Raw genomic sequence first — 17662 nt, 5'->3', positions numbered from 1 at the left:
CAGGGGTGCGGGTGGATGGCGGAAACAGTGCGGTGGGGCGGTGGATCACTCGCTCCAGCGGCGGAACACCAGTGAGGTGTTGATGCCGCCGAAGGCGAAGTTGTTGCTCATCACGTACTCGGCCTGCAGTTCGCGGCCCTGCCCGGTGATGAAGTCGAGCTGGCCACAGCGCGGGTCGACCTCGGCCAGGTTCAGGGTCGGCGCGAACCAGCCGGCGCGCATCATCTGGATGCTCAGCCAGGCCTCGAACGCGCCACAGGCACCCAGCATGTGGCCGACATAGCTCTTCAGCGAGCTGATCGGCACGCGGTTGCCGAACACCTGCGCGGTCGCCTGGGTTTCGGCGATGTCACCGTGGTCGGTGGCGGTGCCGTGGGCGTTGACGTAGTCGATCTGCGCCGCGTCCAGGCCGGCATCCTCCAGCGCCAGGCGCATGGCCTGGGCCATGGTGTCGGCGCTGGGCTGGGTGACGTGCTGGCCATCGCTGTTGGTGCCGTAGCCGACCACCTCGGCAAGGATGGTGGCGCCGCGCGCCTGCGCGTGCTCCAGGTCTTCCAGGATCAGCGTGCAGGCGCCCTCGCCCAGCACCAGGCCATCACGGCCGGCATCGAACGGGCGCGGGGTGGTCTGCGGCGCATCGTTGCGAACGCTGGTGGCGAACAGGGTGTCGAACACCGCCGCTGCGGTGGCATCGAGCTGCTCGGCACCGCCGGCCACCATCACCGTCTGCTTGCCACTGCGGATCGCTTCATAGGCCGCACCCACGCCCTGGCTGCCGGAGGTGCAGGCACTGGACGTGGTGTACACGCGCCCGGACAGGCCGAAGAACACGCCGATGTTGACCGGCGCGGTGTGGCTCATCATCTTCAGGTAGGTGGTGGCACTGATGCCATCGGTGGTGAACTCGTTGAGCATGCGCCCGAATTCACCGGTGGCCTCGTGGCTGCCCGAGGACGAGCCGTAGGCCACGCCGGTACGGCCGCTGCGCAGCACCGGATGCTCGTGCAGGCCGGCTTCACGCAGTGCCACCTCAGTGGCGCGCACCGACATGATCGCGACCTTGCCCATCGAGCGGGTGGTCTTGCGGTTGTAGTTCGGCGGCAGCTCGAAATCCTGCGCCGGCGCGGCCAGCTTGGTGTTCAGCCCGGCATAGACATCCCACTCGGGCATCGCACGCACCGCATTGCGGCAGCTGCGCAGGTGTGCCTCGATGGTCGGCCAGTCGTGGCCGAGCGGACTGATGGCGGCGGCACCGGTGACCACCACGCGACGATCGGCGGCCATCAGATCATGCCTCCGTTCACCGAGATCACCTGGCGGGTGATGTAGCCGGCCGGCTCGGACAGCAGGAACGCCACCGTGGCCGCCACTTCGTCGGGACGACCGACGCGGCCGGCGGGAATCAGCTTGAGCGCGTGTTCAACCACTTCATCGTTGAGCATTTCGGTCTCGATCAGGCCCGGGGCCACGCAGTTGACGGTGATCTGGCGGCTGGCCAGTTCCAGCGCCAGGGCCTTGGTGGCACCGATGATGCCGGCCTTGGCGGCACTGTAATTGACCTGCCCGCGGTTGCCGGCCAGTCCGGACACCGACGACAGGGTGATGATGCGGCCAGGCTTGCGCCGGCGCACCATCGGCATGATCAGCGGATGCAGTACGTTGTAGAAACCGTCCAGGTTGGTGTGGATGACCTGGTCCCAATCCTCCGCTGACAGTGCCGGGAAGGCACCGTCACGGGCGATGCCGGCGTTGCAGACCACGCCGTAGTACGCGCCGTGCGCTTCGACATCGGCCTCCAGCACAGCGCGTGCGGCCTCGCGATCAGCCACGTCGAACATCAGTACGCGGGCCTGCCGGCCCAACGCGTGGATCTCGGCCATCACGGCCTGTGCCTCATCCAGGCGGCTGCGGCAATGCACCACCACGTCGAAGCCGTCACGCGCGATGCGCAGCGCGATGGCCCGGCCGATGCCCCGGCTGGCGCCGGTCACCAGCACGCTTCGATTCCCTGTCATGCCTGTCCACTCTCCAGATAGGCCATCGCATCGGCCGGTTCGAACACCGACACGTTGGCTGTCGCCCATTCGTCCTCGCCTGCCAGGATGCGGCAGGCGAACATCCCCAATCCATTGTCACCCAACAGCTCGCAGCGCGCCTGTACGCGCAGCCGCGATCCGCTGGGAAAGCTGCTGCGCGGGCTGCTGTAGCGGCGGCTGCCAAGCAGGAAGCCCAACTGCGGCGGCTTGCCCGCCGCACGCGCACGGCAACCGGCCCAGGCCGCGATGGCCTGCGCCATGTATTCGATGCCGACCCACGCCGGCACCCGGCCCTCCTCGACGAACAGGCCGGCGTCGGGCACCACCAGTTCGGCCTCGATGGTGTCCTGGTCCCAGTGCGTGATGCGCTCCAGCAGGCACATGTCCTGGCGGTGCGGCACCACCTCTTCGATCGCGTACAGCGTGTTCATCGACGCTCCAGCGCCAGCACGGCATTGCTGCCGCCGAAGGCGAACGAATTGCTCAGCACCCGCCGCGGTGCCTGTGCCAGGCGGGTGGCCGGTGCGACCAGCGGCAGTGCCGGCAGCGCGGGGTCTGCCACGCCGTCCCACCAGTGCGGTGGCAGCTGCTGCTGCGGGTTCCCGGCCAGCACGATCCAGCACAGTGCAGCTTCGATCGCGCCTGAAGCACCCAGCGTATGGCCGGTCAGCGGCTTGGTCGAACTGGCCGGCACCTGGTTGCCCAGCACCTGCGACACCGCCAGGCTTTCCATCGCATCGTTGTGGCCGGTGGCGGTGCCATGCAGGTTCACGTAGTCCACTTCATCGGCCGCCCAGCCGGCGCGCTGCAGCGCCTGCTGCAGGGCATCGATGGCACCCAGGCCCTGCGGATCGGGGGCGGACATATGGTGCGCGTCGGCCGATTCGCCCCAGCCGGCCAGGCATACCGGGCCGGGTTCGCGGGTGAGCAGGAACAGCGCGGCACCCTCGCCGATGTTGATGCCGGCACGGTGCTGCGAGAATGGATTGCAGCGCAGGGCCGACACCGATTCCAGCGCGCTGAAGCCGGCCACGGTGAAGCGGCACAGCGAGTCCGCGCCACCTGCGATCACGGCGTCGACGATACCGGCCCGCAGCATGCGTGCAGCCGACATCAGTGCCTTGGCACTGGACGAGCAGGCGGTGGACAGGGTCCACGCCGGCCCCTGAGCGCCGCTGCGCTGGCGCACGAACTGCGCGGCAGTACCCATTTCCTGCTGGGCGTAATCGAACCCGGGCGGCCATTGGCCCTGTTCGCCATGGGTGCGCAGGGCCTGCTCGGATTCACCGATGCCCGAGGTACTGGTGCCCAGCACGACCGCCACGCGTTCGGCGCCGTGGCGGGCGATCGCGGCGGCCACCGCCGGTGCGATCTGCGCCAGTGCCACGTCCAGCAGGGCGTTGTTGCGCCCGCGCAGGGCGGCCGGCAGTTCTTCCAGCGTCGGCAGCGGTGTACGCACCTGCCCCAGCGCCAGGGTGTGCCCCGGCAGCAGGGTATCGTTGTCGCTGAGCCCGCCCGGCACGCTGGCGAACATCGCCGAAGCCACCGCGTCGCGGCCATCGCCGAGCGCGCAGACCACGCCCAGATCGTTCAGGTAGATCGGTGCACTCATCGATCCGGCCCGGCCATGTCGATCGATTCGATGCGCAGCGCATAGCCTTCGGCGCGGTTGTCCAGCTGCACGCTGCCATCGTCCAGGCGCTGCAGCTGCAGCCACACCGTGCCGTCGCGCGACAGGCTGCGCTGATGGCCATCGTCACGGACCTGCCAGCCGGCTGGCAGCGCGGCCGCGATGGCTGCGGTCGGCCACAGCGCGAACTGCAGGTCATCCAGCACGCGCTCGGCGCGCACCTGCGGCGGCAGCCATGGCGCGCGCTGCTGGGTCAGCTGCCGGCCGTCCCACTGCAGGCGCACGCCGGTCTGGCCCATCGCCTGCACCGCCAGCTGCACCTGCTGCGCATCGGCTTCCAGCAGTGCATCCAGGTCGCGCTCATGCGTGCCGAACCGGAAATGCAACTGCTGCTGCAGCGCCAGCGGCGCCGGCAGGCTGGCCGGCGACAGGCGCAGCGGCGGCAGTTCCACCAACGGCTTCGGCATGCGGCCGGCGCAGGCCACCAGCAGCAGGCTCAGCAGCAGTGCTGTCGCAGGGGCGATCAGGCGCCGCACAGCTGCTCCAGCACGCGCATGCGGCGGCCACTGTCATCGGCCACGTACGGGTTGTTGGTGTCCCAGGCGTAACCGGCCAGGATGGAGCTGATCATGTCGCGCACTTCGGGCTGCTGCTGCGGGTGGTAGATGATCTTCTGGAAACCGCCTTCGTACCAGCTTTCGACAAAGCGGCGGAAGGTCTTCACGCCCGCCCGCAGCGGGACCGAGAACTCCGCTTCCCAGTCCACGGCTTCGCCGGCATAGCGGCGCGCCAGGCATGCACTGGCCAGCTGCGCGGACTTGAAGGCGATGGTCACGCCGGACGAGAACACCGGGTCGAGGAACTCGCCGGCATTGCCCAGCAGGGCATAGCCCGGCCCCCACAACGAACTGACATTGGCCGAGTAGCCGGTGATGCGGCGCACCGGCAGCACCGCCCATTCGGCATTGGCCAGCAGCCGGGTCAGGTTCGGGTCCTCGCCGACGATGGCCTGCAGTTTCTGCAGGTCGTCGCCCTCGTAGCGCTCGAAGAACGACGGTTCGGCGACCACGCCCAGCGAGCAGCAGCCGTTGGAGAACGGGATTGTCCAGTACCAGACGTCGACGTGCTCGGGATGGGTGGTGATCAGGATCTTGTTGCGGTCGAAGTCCGCTTCGGCCGGAATGTTGTCGCGCACGTGGCAGAAGATCGCCCCGCGCACCGGGAAGTTGGACGGGGATTCCAGCTGCAGCAGGCGCGGCAGCAGGCGTGCGAAGCCCGAGGCGTCGAGGATGAAATCGGCCTCGATGCGGTACTCGCTGCCGTCCGGGCGGCGCACCGTCACCGCCGGCTGCTCGCCGGCTTCGACCGACAGCACTTCATCACCGAAACGCAGCGTGGCCCCCATGCGCTCGGCACCGCGCGCCAGCACGTTGTCGAAGTCGGCGCGCTGCACCTGGTAGGTGGTGCCCCAGCCCGGCGAGAACTTCTTCCTGAAGTCGAATGCGGTACGCGCTTCGCCGTGCACGAAGGCCGCGCCGTTCTTGTGCTGGAAGCCGGCTTCGACCACGTCCTGCAGCAGGCCGGCGGCCTCGATGTACTCCATGCTCTGCGGCAGCAGGCTTTCGCCGATGGAGAAGCGCGGGAACTGCTGGCGCTCCAGCATCAGCACCTGGCGGCCCTGCTGGCGCAGCATCGCCGCAGCCACGGAGCCGGCCGGGCCGGCACCGATGATCAGGATTTCAGTACGTTCGACAGCATCCACAGCAGTATTCATCGGTGCGTCCTTGTTGCTCGATCAAGTGGAAAGAAGGAAGTCGGAAGCAGGCTCAGGCCCGCGGCAGATCATGCGGCGGCGGCCGGAACAGCGGCGAGATCAGCCAGACCAGGCCGATGCCGAACAGCAGGGTCAGGCCGAACGCGCGCAGCGCCGGGGTCTGCGACAGTCCCAGCAGGCCGAACGACAGCCAGGTGCTGGCCGCGCCCACGCACACCGCCAGCCAGGCACTGGCATCGCCGCGGTGCTCGATCAGGAAGATGCCGTAGTCGATGCCCATGCCCAGCAGCAGCATCAGTGCCAGCACGTTGAACAGCTGCAGTGGCTGGCCGAACAGGCCCAGCAGGCCCAGGGTCAACGCGCCGGCAATCAGGGTCGGCGCGAACACGCGCCAGGCCTGGCGGCGGTAGCGCAGCCACAGCGCACCGAACACCAGCACGATGCCGACCAGCAGCAGCCCCCCCATCAGCTTGCGGTAGTGGCCCAGCAGCTGCGAGAAGTCGGCGGTGCGGTCCACCCAGCGCACACCCGGCAGGCCTTGGGCCGCCCCGCGCAGCGTCGCCAGCGCATCGGCGCGCGACAGGTCATCGACCATCACCACGCTGATCATCTGCCCACCGACCTCACCCACCCACAGGTGGCGGAACGGCTGCGAGGCCGGCGAGGCCAGGAACGCCTCCGCGGTCAGCGGCGTGGTGGCGAAGTCGGGGCGCGGCAAGGGTTCTCCGACCGCATCGGACACGGCCTGCAGCACGCCCGGTTCCACCTTGGCGGTCAGCGCCGCATCGGCCTGCTGGCGTGCCGGCGACGGCAGCCAGTCACTGATCGCGCGGTAACCGCCGATGCGCTTGTCGTTGGCCAGTACACGCAGGCGTTCGGTCAGTGCTTCTTCGCGCTGCAGCAGCTGTGCAGCGTCACTGCCCTGCACCAGATAGAACTGCGCCGGGCTGGGCATGCCCAGCAGCTGGCTCAAGCGGATCTGCTGGGCCATCAGTGCCGGCGGTGAGGACTGCAGGCTGCGCAGGTCGTCATTGCTGTGCAGGCGGGCGATGCCGATGGCAGACAGCGCCAGCGTGATCACCACGAACACCGTCACCGGCCGGCGGCCATGCAACCGCGGGAAGCGCTCCAGCGTGTTGCCCAGCCACTGCGAGAAACGGGTCTGGCGGATCTCGCCGCCATCCAGCCACGGGAACCAGAAGATCACCGTGAGGAAGGCGGCGGCCAGACCGACCACCGAGAACAGCGCCATCTGGCGCAGGCCCGGGAACGGGGCCAGGCCCAGGGCCAGGTAGGCCAGCGCGCTGGTCAGCAAGGCCAGCCACAGGCCCGGCAACAGGTGCCGCAGCAGCTTCCAGCGGCGATCGGCCGGCTCGGCCTGGCGCGAGGCAAACCAGTGGATGCCGTAATCCTCGGCCACGCCCACCAGCGACGCACCGAACACCAGGGTGAGCACGTGCACCTTGCCGAACACCAGCACGGTCACCGCCAGCGCCACGCCACAACCGATCAGCAACGACGCGGCGACCAGCAGGATCGGCCGCAGCGAACGGAACGCCAGCCACACCAGCAGCAGCACCGCGGCCAGCGAGCCCCAGCCGATCGTGTTGATCTCCTGGTTGGCCTGCACCGCGGCCGCCTCGGCGTGCAGCGGCACGCCGGCATGCAGGATTTCCAGCTCCGGCGCTGCCGCCCTGGCAGCCCGCCCGGCACGTTCCAGCAGGCCGTCGAGATGACGCTCACCGTCGAGCTGGAACGCCGAACCCGGTGTATCGAACTGCAGCACGGCCCAGTGCCTGCCCTCGGCTTCGAGCAGGCCGTCATCGCCCAGCCGCAACCCCGAACCCTGCGCCTGCTGCTGCCACCATTGCGGCCACAACGACAACGGGTCTTGCCGCCAGTCGGTCAGGCGCGGAGCGCCCATCGGGCCGTACAGCGCGGCCAACGCCTGCTCGGCCAACGCGCCCGGTTCGCTGCCCTGCAGCTGCTCGCGCTGGGCCGGCGTCAGCAGGCGGTCGCGGTACGGCGCGTAGAACGCGCGCGCCTCATCGAACCAGCCTTCGATCGAACCACTGGGCACCAGCAGGGCTCGGTCAGTGTCCTTGGCCATGGCCGCGGCAAAGGCCGCCTGCGCACGCTTGGCGGCGGCGCCGTCCCTGCTGCCCAGCAGCACCACCACCTGCCGCGAGCTGCCGTCGGCGATGCGCCGGGTGACGTCGCTCAACAGGCGGTCATGCGCATCCTGCGGCAGCAGCGCGAGGATGTCGGTGTCGATCCGCGATTGCTGGCTCCACAGGTGCCACTGCTGCGCGCCCAGTACCAGCAGCAGCAACAGCCAGGCGATGCCCAGCCAGTGCCACCAGCGCCGCAGCCGCTCCGGTGCGTTCGATGCGACGGCCTCACTCAAAGCGGCGTGCCTCGTCGGCGGTGAGCGTGGCCGGCGCCTCGCTCAATGCACTGAACTGGATCTGCGTGCGGTCCTTGTTGGCCTCGACGATCTCGACCTGGCGCACGTAGCGGTCACCCTGCAGGGTCAGCGACTGGAACGCCTTGGCCAGCATCGCCGACTTCGGCGTCAGCCGCAGCCGCCAGCCCTGCCCTTCACGGCTGGCCGCCACGTTGAACTGGCTGGACAGCGCCTGCACGTCGCCACTCATCAGCGCGAACATGATCGCGTTCACCGAACGCATCGCCGGCTGCTGCCGTGCATCGAGCTCGACACGGGTGCTGCCATCGCGCTGGCGGCTCAGGATGCGGTCGGCGGTGACCACCACTTCGGAAGGGAACGGCTTGAGCGTGGTCCAGATCACGCCGTGCTGGCGCGCGACCACGAACTGGCCCTGCGAGCGCAGCGGGTTCCTGAAGCCGCTGACCTGCTTTTCCTGGCTGAACTGGCCACGCAGCACATCCGGCCGCGCCACCGCCTGGGTGATCGCATCGATGGCGGGGTCGGCCGCCTGCACCTGCGGTGCGGCAACGAAGATCAGCGCGCACAGCAGCACGCTCGAAAGACGGACAAGGGGGTTCACGGCGCAGGCACTCCCAGGCGTTCCCACAGTACCGGCGGGCACTGGTACAGCATTTCCTTGCTGGCCGCGTCCACCGCGACCTGGATGGTCATCGCGCGGGTCAGCACCTGGCCGCTCTGCGCATCGAGGATTTCATACTCGATCTTCAGCCGGTTCTCCCATTCCACGATGCGCGCGACCACGCGCAGCGCCTGGTTGAACAGCAGCGGCCGCACGTACTTCACCCGCGCATCGACCACCGGCCACAGGTAGCCCGATTCGAGCATCTGCGGGTAGTCGTAGTCGTAGCGCCCGAGCAGCGCGCAGCGCGCGATCTCGAAGTACTTGAAATAGTTGCCATGCCAGACCACGTTCATCGGATCGCAGTCATGGAAGGCAGGGGTCAACGCAATTTCGCCAACCCGTTCGATGGCCTCATTCACCGGCATACAGCTCCCAACGTTGCGCGCGGATCTCCACCAGCAGTTCCCGCAGTTCGCGATCCAGCGCGCGGTCTTCCTCGACCAGGGCGATGCGCTGCCCCAGGTCGGCGTACATGTCGGCCAGACTGCCATGCAGCTGCGCATTCAGGCCAACCCGCTCACGCAGCGCCAGGCCCTGGCGCGCGGCGATCAGCATTGCCGCCACCACCTGTTCGGTCAGCTCGATCACGCGCAGGCAGTCGCGCGCGGCGATGGTGCCCATGCTGACCTTGTCCTGGTTGTGGCACTCGGTGGAACGCGAGAACACGCTGGCCGGCATGGTCTGCTTCAGCGCTTCGGCAGTCCAGGCCGACACGCTGATCTGCAGCGCCTTCAGGCCATGGTTGATGGCCGCGCGCGGGCCGGTGGCCGCCGACAGGTTGGCCGGCAGGCCGTGGTTGTAGCGGGCATCCACCACCAGCGCCAGCTGCCGGTCGAGCAGGTCGGCAACGTTGGCCACGGTGTTTTTCAGGGTGTCCATCGCCAGTGCGATGTGGCCGCCGTAGAAGTGGCCGCCATGCAGGATGCGCTCGCCGTTGGCGTCGATCAGCGGGTTGTCGTTGGCACTGTTCAGTTCGGTTTCGATCAGCTGGCGCAGGAACGGCAGGCTGTCTTCCAGCACGCCGATGACGTGCGGCGCGCAGCGCAATGAGTAGCGGTCCTGCAGGCGCTGTTCGTTGCGCGGCGGGCGTTCGCTGTGCAGGTCGCTGCGCAGGCGCGCAGCGATGCGGCCCTGGCCCGGGTGCGGCTTGGCGGCAAACAGGGTTTCGTCGAAGTGGTGCGCGTTGCCGTCGCTGGCCAGCACGTTGAACGCGGTCAACCGCGTGGCCATGCGCGCCAGGTAATCGGCGCGCTGCCAGGCCAGGCAGGCCAGGCCGGTCATCACCGCGGTGCCGTTCATGATCGCCAAGCCTTCCTTCGGCCGCAGCTTCAGCGGGGTCATGCCGATCTTCGCCAGCACTTCGGCCGCCGGCTGCACGCGGCCGTCATGCAGCACCTCGCGCTCGCCGCACAGCACCGCCGCCACGTACGACAGCGGGGTCAGGTCGCCGCTGGCACCGACCGAGCCTTCGGCCGGGATCATCGGCAGCACGTCGTGCTGCAGCAGCGTGGCCAGGCCTTCCAGCAGCGGCACACTGACGCCGGACATGCCGCGCACCAGCGACGCCAGGCGCGCGGCCAGCACCGCGCGGGTCTCGACCGGGTCCAGGTAACGGCCCAGGCCGCAGCCGTGGTAGGTGTACAGGTGGTGCGGCAGTTCCGCCACCAGCGCCGGCGGGATGTTCACCGTGCACGAGTCGCCGTAGCCGGTGGTCACGCCGTAGATCACGCCGTCCTCGCGCAGCAGGCGGTCGAGGAAGTCGGCACCGCGCTGGATGTGCGCGCGGAACGCCGGCGCGTCGCTCAGTGCGGCCTCGCACTGGCGCTGGGCCAGGGCAACCACGTCTTCGATGGTCAACGGTGCATCGCCAAAGCGGCACACGGGTACGGCGTCAGTCGTCATGCGGAGCCTGATCCCAGAAGGGGAAGAAATTGAACCAGTCCAACGGGGACTGGATGACCTGGAGTTCCAGCCAGCGCGCGAAGCGCTGTGCCTGTTCGGCCAGCGCGGCGTCGCGCGAGCCACGCGGCAGCACGATGCGTTCGGCGAACTGTTCGAATGCCACCCGATAGCCGTCGCCCTCGTGCAGGCAGGCCATGGTGTACACCGGGCAGCCCAGCGCCGCGGCGAGCACATAGGCGCCGATCGGGAACGGCGCGCGGTGGCCCAGGAAATCGGCAGTGACGCTGCGGCCACCCTGTACCGGCGTGCGGTCGCCGACGATGGCAACGAAGCCCCCCGCCGCCACGCGCTCGGCCAGCATCACCGCGGTGGCCGGCCCCATTTCGGTCACCTGCACCAGTTCCACCGCCGCCAGCGGGTCCAGCCGCTGCAGCAGGCGGTTGAAGCGCTGCGCATGCGCGGTGTGCACCAGCACGGTGATGCGGAACCCCGGCACCTGTTCGGCCAGCACCTGGCACAGCTCCAGGCAGCCGATGTGCGCGGTGAGGATCAGCCCGCCCTCGCGGCGCGCGATCTTCTGCAGCACCAGGTCACGATGCAGGTGGATGCGCTCGGCCGGGTAGCGCCCGCCCAGGCCGAGGATCTTGTCCAGCATCGTATCGGCGAAGGCGAAGAAGTGGCGCAGGCTGTCACGCCGTGTCGGCGCGCGGCCGAGCACGCCGCTGTGCGCCTGCAGCCGCTGCAGGTACTGCATCGAAGCCTGGCGCCCTATACGGTTGCCCAGCCAATGGCAGGCCACCACCGGCCACACGCACAGGCGGAACGGCCAGCGCCCGAACCAGCGGTGCACCCAGCACAGGAACAGCACGCCGGCCACCGACGTCGATTCGCCGATGTCGGCCCAGTGCGGGGCACCCTGCGCGGCCGCCATCTCAGCGCTGCCCCTGCAGGCGGCGCCACAGCAGCCGCGGCGCACGCCAGAGCATGCCGAAGAACAGGCGGGTATGCATGCGGCTGATGCGCACGTTGTCGCGCCACACATCGAAGTGCGACACGCCATCGGACGGATAGGTCACGCGCGTGGCCAGGTGCTCGACCGGCAATTGCCGCCAGTACAGCCGCACCATCACTTCGGTATCGAAATCCATGCGCCGGCCGATGGTCTCTTCACCGATCAGGCGCAGTACCGGCGGCAGCGGATACACGCGGAAGCCACACATGGTGTCGCGCAGGTGCAGCGACAGCGTGTTGATCCAGACCCAGATGTGGGTGGCGTAGCGGCCATACAGGCGCGCCTTGGGAACACTGGCGTCGTAAGCCGGAATGCCGCAGATCACCGCCTCGGGATGGGCGCGCGCGGCTTCGATGAAGCGTGGCAGGTCAGCGGTATCGTGCTGGCCGTCGGCATCGATCTGCAGCACGTGGCTGTAGCCACGCGCGCCGGCCTCGGCAAAGCCGGCCAGCATCGCCCCGCCCTTGCCCTGGTTGACGTCCAGGCGCAGCAGGTCGACGCCCTGGCGCTGTGCCAGCGCGCGCAGCACCGCCGCGCACCCATCGTGCGAACCATCGTCGACCAGCAGGCAGGGCAGTCCCGCGGCCTGCACGCCATCGACCACCGCCGCGATGGCGTGCTCGTGGTCGTAGACGGGGATCACCACCAGTGGCGCGAATGCGGCACCGGCAACGGCCGGGTCAGTCCGCATCAGCGAAAACCACCCTGCCGCTGGCATGCACACCGTGGCTGGAGGTGTAGCGGAAGGCCAGCACGTTGCGTGCGGCATCCCAGTCCAGCTGCAGGGTCAACTCGTCACCGGGGCGGGCCACGTGCTGGAATTTCACCGCATCCATGCGCACGAACGCGCCCCGCATCACAAACGCCTGGCGGGCGAAGCGCACCGCCCAGTCCAGCTGCGCCACGCCGGGCAGGATTGCCGCCTGCGGGAAGTGGCCCTGGAACGGCCGCAGCGCCGGGTCCAGGGTCATGCGCAGGGTGGCGCTGGCGGCATCGCGGTGATCCCACGCCGGCACCGGCATCAACGGCTGGAACAGCGCCGCCAGCGCGGCCTGGGTCACCTTGCCCTGCGCATTGATCGGCAGCGCCTGCACCAGGCGCCAGCGACGCGGCCGGGTCACTGCGTCATGCGCATGCGCCAGGCGGGCGCCAAGGCGCTGGCCCAGCGCACGGCGCGCGGCGTCGCCGCCCTCCAGCAGCGCCGGATCGGCCGGCACCACCACGGCGGCCAGCTGCTCGCGCTGCCCGGGCAGCACCAGCACGCGCGCGTCATCCGCCTCGGCGTCTTCGCGCAGCGCGCGTTCCAGCGCATCCAGCGACACCCGGCGTTCCTCGATCTTGACGATGCGGTCGGCCCGGCCCAGCAGGCGGAAGCGGCCGTCGGCCAGGGCTTCGACACGGTCCTGGGTGCGCCACCAACCGGGGGTGTCCAGGTGCGCCGAGGCCACCGCCAGGCAGCCATCGTCGATGCGCCACTGCACGCCCGGCAGCGGCTGCCACGGCGGCAGGTCGATGTCCCAGCGGCGCCAGGCGATGCCGCCGGTCTCGCTGCTGCCATAGACCTCGGTCGGGGCCACGCCCAGCCACTGCCGCACCTGCCGCGCTGCGTCTTCCGGCAGCGGACCACCGGAGGAGAACACCGCGCGCAGGCGGCCATGCAGGCTGGCCCAGTCGAGCTGCCCGGGCAGGCGCTTGAGGTGGGCCGGCGTCGCCACCAGCACCGTATCGGTACCGGCCAGCGCACCCACCAGGTCTTCGTGGAAGAACCGGCGCGGATGAATCAGGCGGCCGGCGGCCAGCGGCCACAGCACGCGGAACAGCAGCCCGTAGATGTGCTGGTGGGACACCGTGCCATGGACCTGCACACCCTCCATCTGCGCACCGAACGCGGCCTGCAGCGCCTCCACCTCGCGCGCCAGCTGGTCCAGGCGCTTGCCGATCGCACTGGGCTGGCCGGTGCTGCCGGAGGTGAACACGCACAGCTCGCAGGCGCGCTCGTCCAGCGCCTGCAGCTCATCGTCCAGCGCGGCGTCCAGCGCCACCAGCGGGCGGTAGTCGGCGGACACGTCGCCTGCGAAGCCGCTCACCTGCGGCTGCAGCGCCTGCAGCGTGGCTGGCAGGTTGTCGGCGGCCAGGAACACCCGCTTGCCGGCATGCCAGGCACCGAACAGCGCGGCGGCAAAGGCCACGGCATCATCGAAGTACAGGGCCCAGTCGCGGCCTTCGGCGGCCGCAAAGGCGGCGCGCCAGGCCAGTACGCGCTGGCGGAAGCCGGCATGGTCGATCACCTCGCCGTCGCACAGGCCGACGCTGCGCTGCGGCCGTGCCTCCAGCAGCAGCTGGTCCAGGGCAATCCACTCAGCCATGCGCGTGCGCCGCCTTCACCTGCCGCCGCACCAGCCACTCCCCTGCGAACAACACGCCCATCATCACGTACGCCAACAATCCGTTGTAGAGCATCCAGACCCGGTCCGACGCGTACAGCGCGGTCAGCAGGGCCAGGCTGCCGTTGAGAACGAAGAAGCCGCACCACACCTGGGTGACGCGGCGGGTATAGGCCACCGCGAACGGCGGCAGGTCCGGCTCCTGCAGCCGCGCCAGGCGCTCCACCAGCGGCGGCCCGAAGCGCAGGCTGGTGCCGAACACCGCCAGCATCACCACGTTGACCAGCGCCGGGTACAGCTTCAGCGGCAGGGCCTGGTTGAGCACGGTGGCCAGCACCGCCAGCAGGCCGGTGCCAGCGGCGGCGGCCCACCACAGCGGCTGTCGCGTGCTCAGTGCACGCAGCAGGGCCAGGGTGAACAGCAGCAGCGACAGCCAGCGCGGCTCGAAACGGCCCATCGCCAGGTACACCAGCAGCGGGTAGGCAAGCGAAATCGCTGCCACCACGACGGTACGTGCGCGAGCCATGGCGAAGCCGCCGGCGCTGCGGTCAGGCGGCTGCCTGGTCCGGCAGCAGTCCATGCACGACATCGACGATGTCCTGCACGGTGCGCACGGCCTTGAACGCTTCCGGCTGCAGATTGCGGCCGAGCAGCGGCTTGAGCTGCACGATCAGGTCGACCGCATCGATGCTGTCGATGTCCAGGTCGTCGTACAGGCGGGCCTCGGGGGTGATCCGGGCGGTTTCGATCTCGAAGCTGTCGGTCAGGATGCTGACGATGCGTTCGAACAGTTCATTCTTGGTCATGGCAATTCCTGGCGCCGTTACGACTGGCGGGCGGCGACGAACTCGCCGAGCGCGCGCACGCTGGAGAAATGGCGACGGGTTTCTTCCGAATCGGCCGAGAGGCTGACACCGTACTTCTTCTGCAGCGCCAAGCCCAGTTCCAGCGCGTCGATCGAATCCAGGCCGAGGCCCTCGACGAACAGCGGCGCGGTCGGATCGATGTCCTCCGGCGTGATGTCCTCCAGCGAAAGGGAGGAAATGATCAATTCCTTGATCTCGTGCTCAAGTGCTTGCACGGGGCGGATCTCCAGACAGGTCGAAATAACGAGAAAGGTGCTCGGTGACGCGGCGTGCTGCCAAGGCATCCCCCCTTGGCGAGTCGTCATCGGCCAGGAAGGGCGCGATCGGGATATCTTCGCCGATCTGCAGCCGAACGTGAAAGCGACGTGAGGGGGCACGATACCACTTCTGTCCCTTGGTCAACGTGGGCGGGGTGCAGGTGATCCGTACCGGGGTGATGTCCAGCCGGCCGCGGACGGCGATGTTGGCGGCCCCGCGCTGCAGCCGCGGCGGTTGGCCCGGCACGCTGCGGGTGCCCTCCGGGAAGATCACCAGGGTACCGCCGGCATGCACCGCCGCTACGCAGTCGTCGACCAGGCCGGCCCCGTCATCGTTGGCGATGTAGCCGGCCGCCCGCACCGGGCCGCGCATGAACGGGTTGCAGGCCACGGCCCGCTTCACCACGCAATCGGCGTTGGGCAGCAGCGAAATCAGGCAGACCACGTCGATCAGGGTCGGGTGATTGGCCAGAACCAGCAAACCGTCGCGCTGCAGGCGTTCCCCGCCCTCGATCTGGTAGGTCATCACCCCCAGCGCACGCATCAGGCGCAGGTGGCTGGCAAAGGCGACCTGGACCACGCGGCGGGCCCGGCGGCGGCGGATCACCGGGTCGCGCATCAGCAGCAGCACCGGCATCACCAGCACGCCCAGCAGCAGGCCGCCCACGCCAAATGCGGCGAAGCTCAGGCCGGTGCCGAACACCCGCCAGGCATGATCGAGGCGGCGCAGCGCCTCAGCCACGGCGTCCCCAGCGCCAGCGCTGGCCCTGGGCCACGTGCTCCAGCGCCGGCGCGCCAGACAGCAGGAAGCGGTGCAGGTCCAGCGCGTGCGGCAGCGTGCCCGGGGCGGTGGCGGTGGCCTCCGGCGCCGCCTCCCATTGCAGCGAGAGCGTCGGCTGGCCCGCTGTCGGCGCGGTCAAACGCCAGCACCAGGCAAAGAACGGGTCGGGTTCGTCGGCAAACGTCGCGTAAATTTCAGGAAGCGGCGACTCATAGACCACCACCCGCACTTCGCGGGCACCATCGGCCAGCAGCCCGGCGGCCTCCAGGCAGGCGGTCTCGACCGTGGCCTGGCCGGCGGCCAGCGCCAGGTAGTTGCCGCGGTGGCCGCGGGCGATCGAGTACAGCGCCGCGATCGCGTTGTGCACCGACAGGCCGAACCCGGTGGGGGACAGGGGCTGATCGCTGGCCAGCGCCCCCAGCAGGTCCATCGAACGGGCCACGTCGCCGTGGCGGCTGGCGAACACCAGCGGCACCTGGCTGTCAGCGCCCTGCCCGTCCTCGCACCAGCAGGCAGCCTGGATCGCCATCCGGCCCAGCCGCTCGATGCGGCGGCGCTGCATCGCCGGGATCTCGGCCAACGCCGGCGTGTCTTCGCCCTGCGGCGGATACGGCGCATCGGCCCAGCCCAGCCACTGGCTACGCTCGCTCAGGCCGGGCGCCCAAGCGGCCCAGTCGACGATGGAGAATTCGATCATTTAGCGATGGTGCTTCAACGGGAGAACGATAGGCACGAGCCATTACGGCGACGCGCGGCGGCCCCCCATTCCTGCAGCCGTGCGTCCGTCCAGGACGTCGCCGGCTGCCCCCCTGGCCGCCGGAAAGGAGCGCACGCTAGCACGTCCTGCGCGGGGTGTGCAGGTTTCACATTCCCCAACGCGGGGGCCGGCACCGGCCGGCCCCGCATTCAAACGATCAGTGGTAACCGGTGTCGGCGTGCACCTTGCCGCGGAACACCCGGTACGACCACGCCGTGTAGCCGAGGATGACCGGCAGCAGAATGACCAGCCCGACCAGGGTGAAGCCCAGCGAGGAGGCCGGCGCGGCGGCCTGCCACAGGGTCATCGACGGCGGCAGCAGGTAGGGCCACATGCCCAGCACCAGGCCAAGGAAGCCGAGCACGAACAGGGCCAGGCTGAGCAGGAACGGCGGCAGGTCGCGGCGCGGATGGGTCGCGCTGCGCCACAGCGCGGCCGCCACCGCCAGGGTCAGCAGCGGGACCGGCGACAGCCACCAGAAGTTGCCGTCGCTGAACCAGCGGTCCATCAACCGCGAATCGAGGAACGGCAGCCAGCTGCTCACCAGGCCCATCGCCGCGATCACCGCCACCACCAGCGGGCGGGTCATCTGCCGCGCCAGCGCCTGCACGCGCCCTTCCGTCTTCAGGATCAGCCAGGTGCTGCCCAGCAGCGCATAGCCGGCCACCAGCGCGGCACCGGTCAGCATCGCAAACGGGCTGAACCAGGCGAACGCGCCGCCCTGGTAGGCACCGTCCACCAGCGGGATGCCCTGCACCAGCGTGCCCAGGATCACGCCCTGGGCAAAGGTGGCCAGCAGCGAGCCCAGGCCGAACCCCACGCTCCACAGCCGGCGCGAACGATGTGCCTTGAAGCGGAACTCGAACGCCACGCCGCGGAACACCAGCGCCACCACCAGCAGCAGCACCGGCAGGTACAGCGCCGACAACAGCACCGCATAGGCTTTCGGGAACGCCGCCAGCAGCCCGGCGCCGCCCAGTACCAGCCAGGTCTCGTTGCCGTCCCAGATCGGCGCGGCGGTGTTCATCATCAGGTCCAGCTGCTCCTCGTCCTCGGCGAACGGGGCCAGGATGCCGATGCCGAGCACGAAGCCGTCCAGCACCACGTACATCAGCACGCCGAAGCCGATCACCGCGAACCACGCCACCGGCAGCCAGGTCATCAGGTCCAT

Annotated in this window: 19 protein-coding genes; all 19 read right to left on the bottom strand. The window is 69.3% G+C overall.

Translation table 11 applies throughout. The features are described from left to right. Positions 1-45: 45 nt before the first annotated feature. The 19 genes from VG556_RS11000 to cydB all read right to left on the bottom strand — a co-directional run bounded on the left by VG556_RS11000 (position 46) and on the right by cydB (position 17662). Entirely contained in the window at positions 46-1284 is a 1239-nt protein-coding gene (locus VG556_RS11000) for a beta-ketoacyl-ACP synthase (protein ID WP_014648835.1), read from the bottom strand. Next, a complete protein-coding gene (locus VG556_RS10995) occupies positions 1284-2015 on the bottom strand; it encodes a 3-ketoacyl-ACP reductase FabG2 (RefSeq protein WP_049404017.1) in 732 nt (243 codons plus the stop codon). Before VG556_RS10995 ends, VG556_RS11000 begins: the two co-directional genes overlap by 1 nt. Then, entirely contained in the window at positions 2012-2467 is a 456-nt protein-coding gene (locus tag VG556_RS10990; protein ID WP_014648837.1) for a hypothetical protein, read from the bottom strand. The genes VG556_RS10995 and VG556_RS10990 overlap by 4 nt, the downstream gene beginning before the upstream one ends. Further along, positions 2464-3648 carry a beta-ketoacyl-[acyl-carrier-protein] synthase family protein gene (locus VG556_RS10985; protein ID WP_100450791.1) on the bottom strand — a complete coding sequence of 395 codons (1185 nt, stop codon included), beginning with the start codon at positions 3646-3648 and terminating at the stop codon, positions 2464-2466. The genes VG556_RS10990 and VG556_RS10985 overlap by 4 nt, the downstream gene beginning before the upstream one ends. Beyond that, positions 3645-4202 (bottom strand): DUF3261 domain-containing protein, encoded by a 558-nt coding sequence (locus VG556_RS10980; RefSeq protein ID WP_014648839.1) that lies wholly within the window; start codon positions 4200-4202, stop codon positions 3645-3647. Before VG556_RS10980 ends, VG556_RS10985 begins: the two co-directional genes overlap by 4 nt. After that, positions 4190-5440, bottom strand: coding sequence for an NAD(P)/FAD-dependent oxidoreductase (locus VG556_RS10975; RefSeq protein ID WP_014648840.1), 1251 nt, complete (start codon positions 5438-5440; stop codon positions 4190-4192). Before VG556_RS10975 ends, VG556_RS10980 begins: the two co-directional genes overlap by 13 nt. Before the next feature lie 52 nt (positions 5441-5492). Beyond that, on the bottom strand, positions 5493-7847 hold the full coding sequence (locus tag VG556_RS10970; protein ID WP_053494560.1) for an MMPL family transporter: 2355 nt from the start codon (positions 7845-7847) through the stop codon (positions 5493-5495). Then, positions 7840-8469 (bottom strand): LolA family protein, encoded by a 630-nt coding sequence (locus VG556_RS10965; RefSeq protein ID WP_032960616.1) that lies wholly within the window; start codon positions 8467-8469, stop codon positions 7840-7842. The genes VG556_RS10970 and VG556_RS10965 overlap by 8 nt, the downstream gene beginning before the upstream one ends. After that, on the bottom strand, positions 8466-8897 hold the full coding sequence (locus VG556_RS10960) for an acyl-CoA thioesterase (RefSeq protein ID WP_032960618.1): 432 nt from the start codon (positions 8895-8897) through the stop codon (positions 8466-8468). The genes VG556_RS10965 and VG556_RS10960 overlap by 4 nt, the downstream gene beginning before the upstream one ends. Beyond that, complete coding sequence (locus tag VG556_RS10955) at positions 8884-10434, bottom strand: HAL/PAL/TAL family ammonia-lyase (protein WP_100450792.1); 1551 nt, start codon at positions 10432-10434, stop codon at positions 8884-8886. The genes VG556_RS10960 and VG556_RS10955 overlap by 14 nt, the downstream gene beginning before the upstream one ends. Then, positions 10424-11365, bottom strand: coding sequence for an acyltransferase (locus VG556_RS10950; RefSeq protein ID WP_014648845.1), 942 nt, complete (start codon positions 11363-11365; stop codon positions 10424-10426). The genes VG556_RS10955 and VG556_RS10950 overlap by 11 nt, the downstream gene beginning before the upstream one ends. 1 nt (position 11366) lies before the next feature. Next, the gene (locus tag VG556_RS10945; protein ID WP_032960622.1) at positions 11367-12137 is read right to left on the bottom strand and encodes a glycosyltransferase family 2 protein; all 771 of its coding nucleotides are present in this window, start codon (positions 12135-12137) and stop codon (positions 11367-11369) included. Further along, a complete protein-coding gene (locus tag VG556_RS10940) occupies positions 12127-13812 on the bottom strand; it encodes an AMP-binding protein (RefSeq protein ID WP_100450793.1) in 1686 nt (561 codons plus the stop codon). Before VG556_RS10940 ends, VG556_RS10945 begins: the two co-directional genes overlap by 11 nt. Beyond that, positions 13805-14356 (bottom strand): membrane protein, encoded by a 552-nt coding sequence (locus tag VG556_RS10935; RefSeq protein ID WP_046433259.1) that lies wholly within the window; start codon positions 14354-14356, stop codon positions 13805-13807. The genes VG556_RS10940 and VG556_RS10935 overlap by 8 nt, the downstream gene beginning before the upstream one ends. A gap of 22 nt (positions 14357-14378) precedes the next feature. After that, the gene (locus VG556_RS10930; protein WP_005411609.1) at positions 14379-14636 is read right to left on the bottom strand and encodes an acyl carrier protein; all 258 of its coding nucleotides are present in this window, start codon (positions 14634-14636) and stop codon (positions 14379-14381) included. Positions 14637-14653: 17 nt separating this feature from the next. Next, positions 14654-14911, bottom strand: a complete 258-nt coding sequence (locus VG556_RS10925) for a phosphopantetheine-binding protein (RefSeq protein ID WP_005411610.1) — start codon at positions 14909-14911, stop codon at positions 14654-14656. Next, complete coding sequence (locus tag VG556_RS10920; protein WP_111144274.1) at positions 14898-15695, bottom strand: lysophospholipid acyltransferase family protein; 798 nt, start codon at positions 15693-15695, stop codon at positions 14898-14900. The genes VG556_RS10925 and VG556_RS10920 overlap by 14 nt, the downstream gene beginning before the upstream one ends. Further along, on the bottom strand, positions 15688-16431 hold the full coding sequence (locus VG556_RS10915) for a beta-ketoacyl synthase chain length factor (RefSeq protein ID WP_014648849.1): 744 nt from the start codon (positions 16429-16431) through the stop codon (positions 15688-15690). The genes VG556_RS10920 and VG556_RS10915 overlap by 8 nt, the downstream gene beginning before the upstream one ends. A gap of 217 nt (positions 16432-16648) precedes the next feature. Beyond that, entirely contained in the window at positions 16649-17662 is a 1014-nt protein-coding gene (cydB, locus tag VG556_RS10910; RefSeq protein ID WP_032960627.1) for a cytochrome d ubiquinol oxidase subunit II, read from the bottom strand.

It is taken from the genome of Stenotrophomonas sp. CASM106 (assembly GCF_049384825.1).
In the GTDB taxonomy this organism is placed as follows: Bacteria; Pseudomonadota; Gammaproteobacteria; order Xanthomonadales; family Xanthomonadaceae; genus Stenotrophomonas; species Stenotrophomonas muris.
Note: the sequence above shows the minus strand (reverse complement) of the source record. Positions and strands in the feature narration are given on the sequence as shown.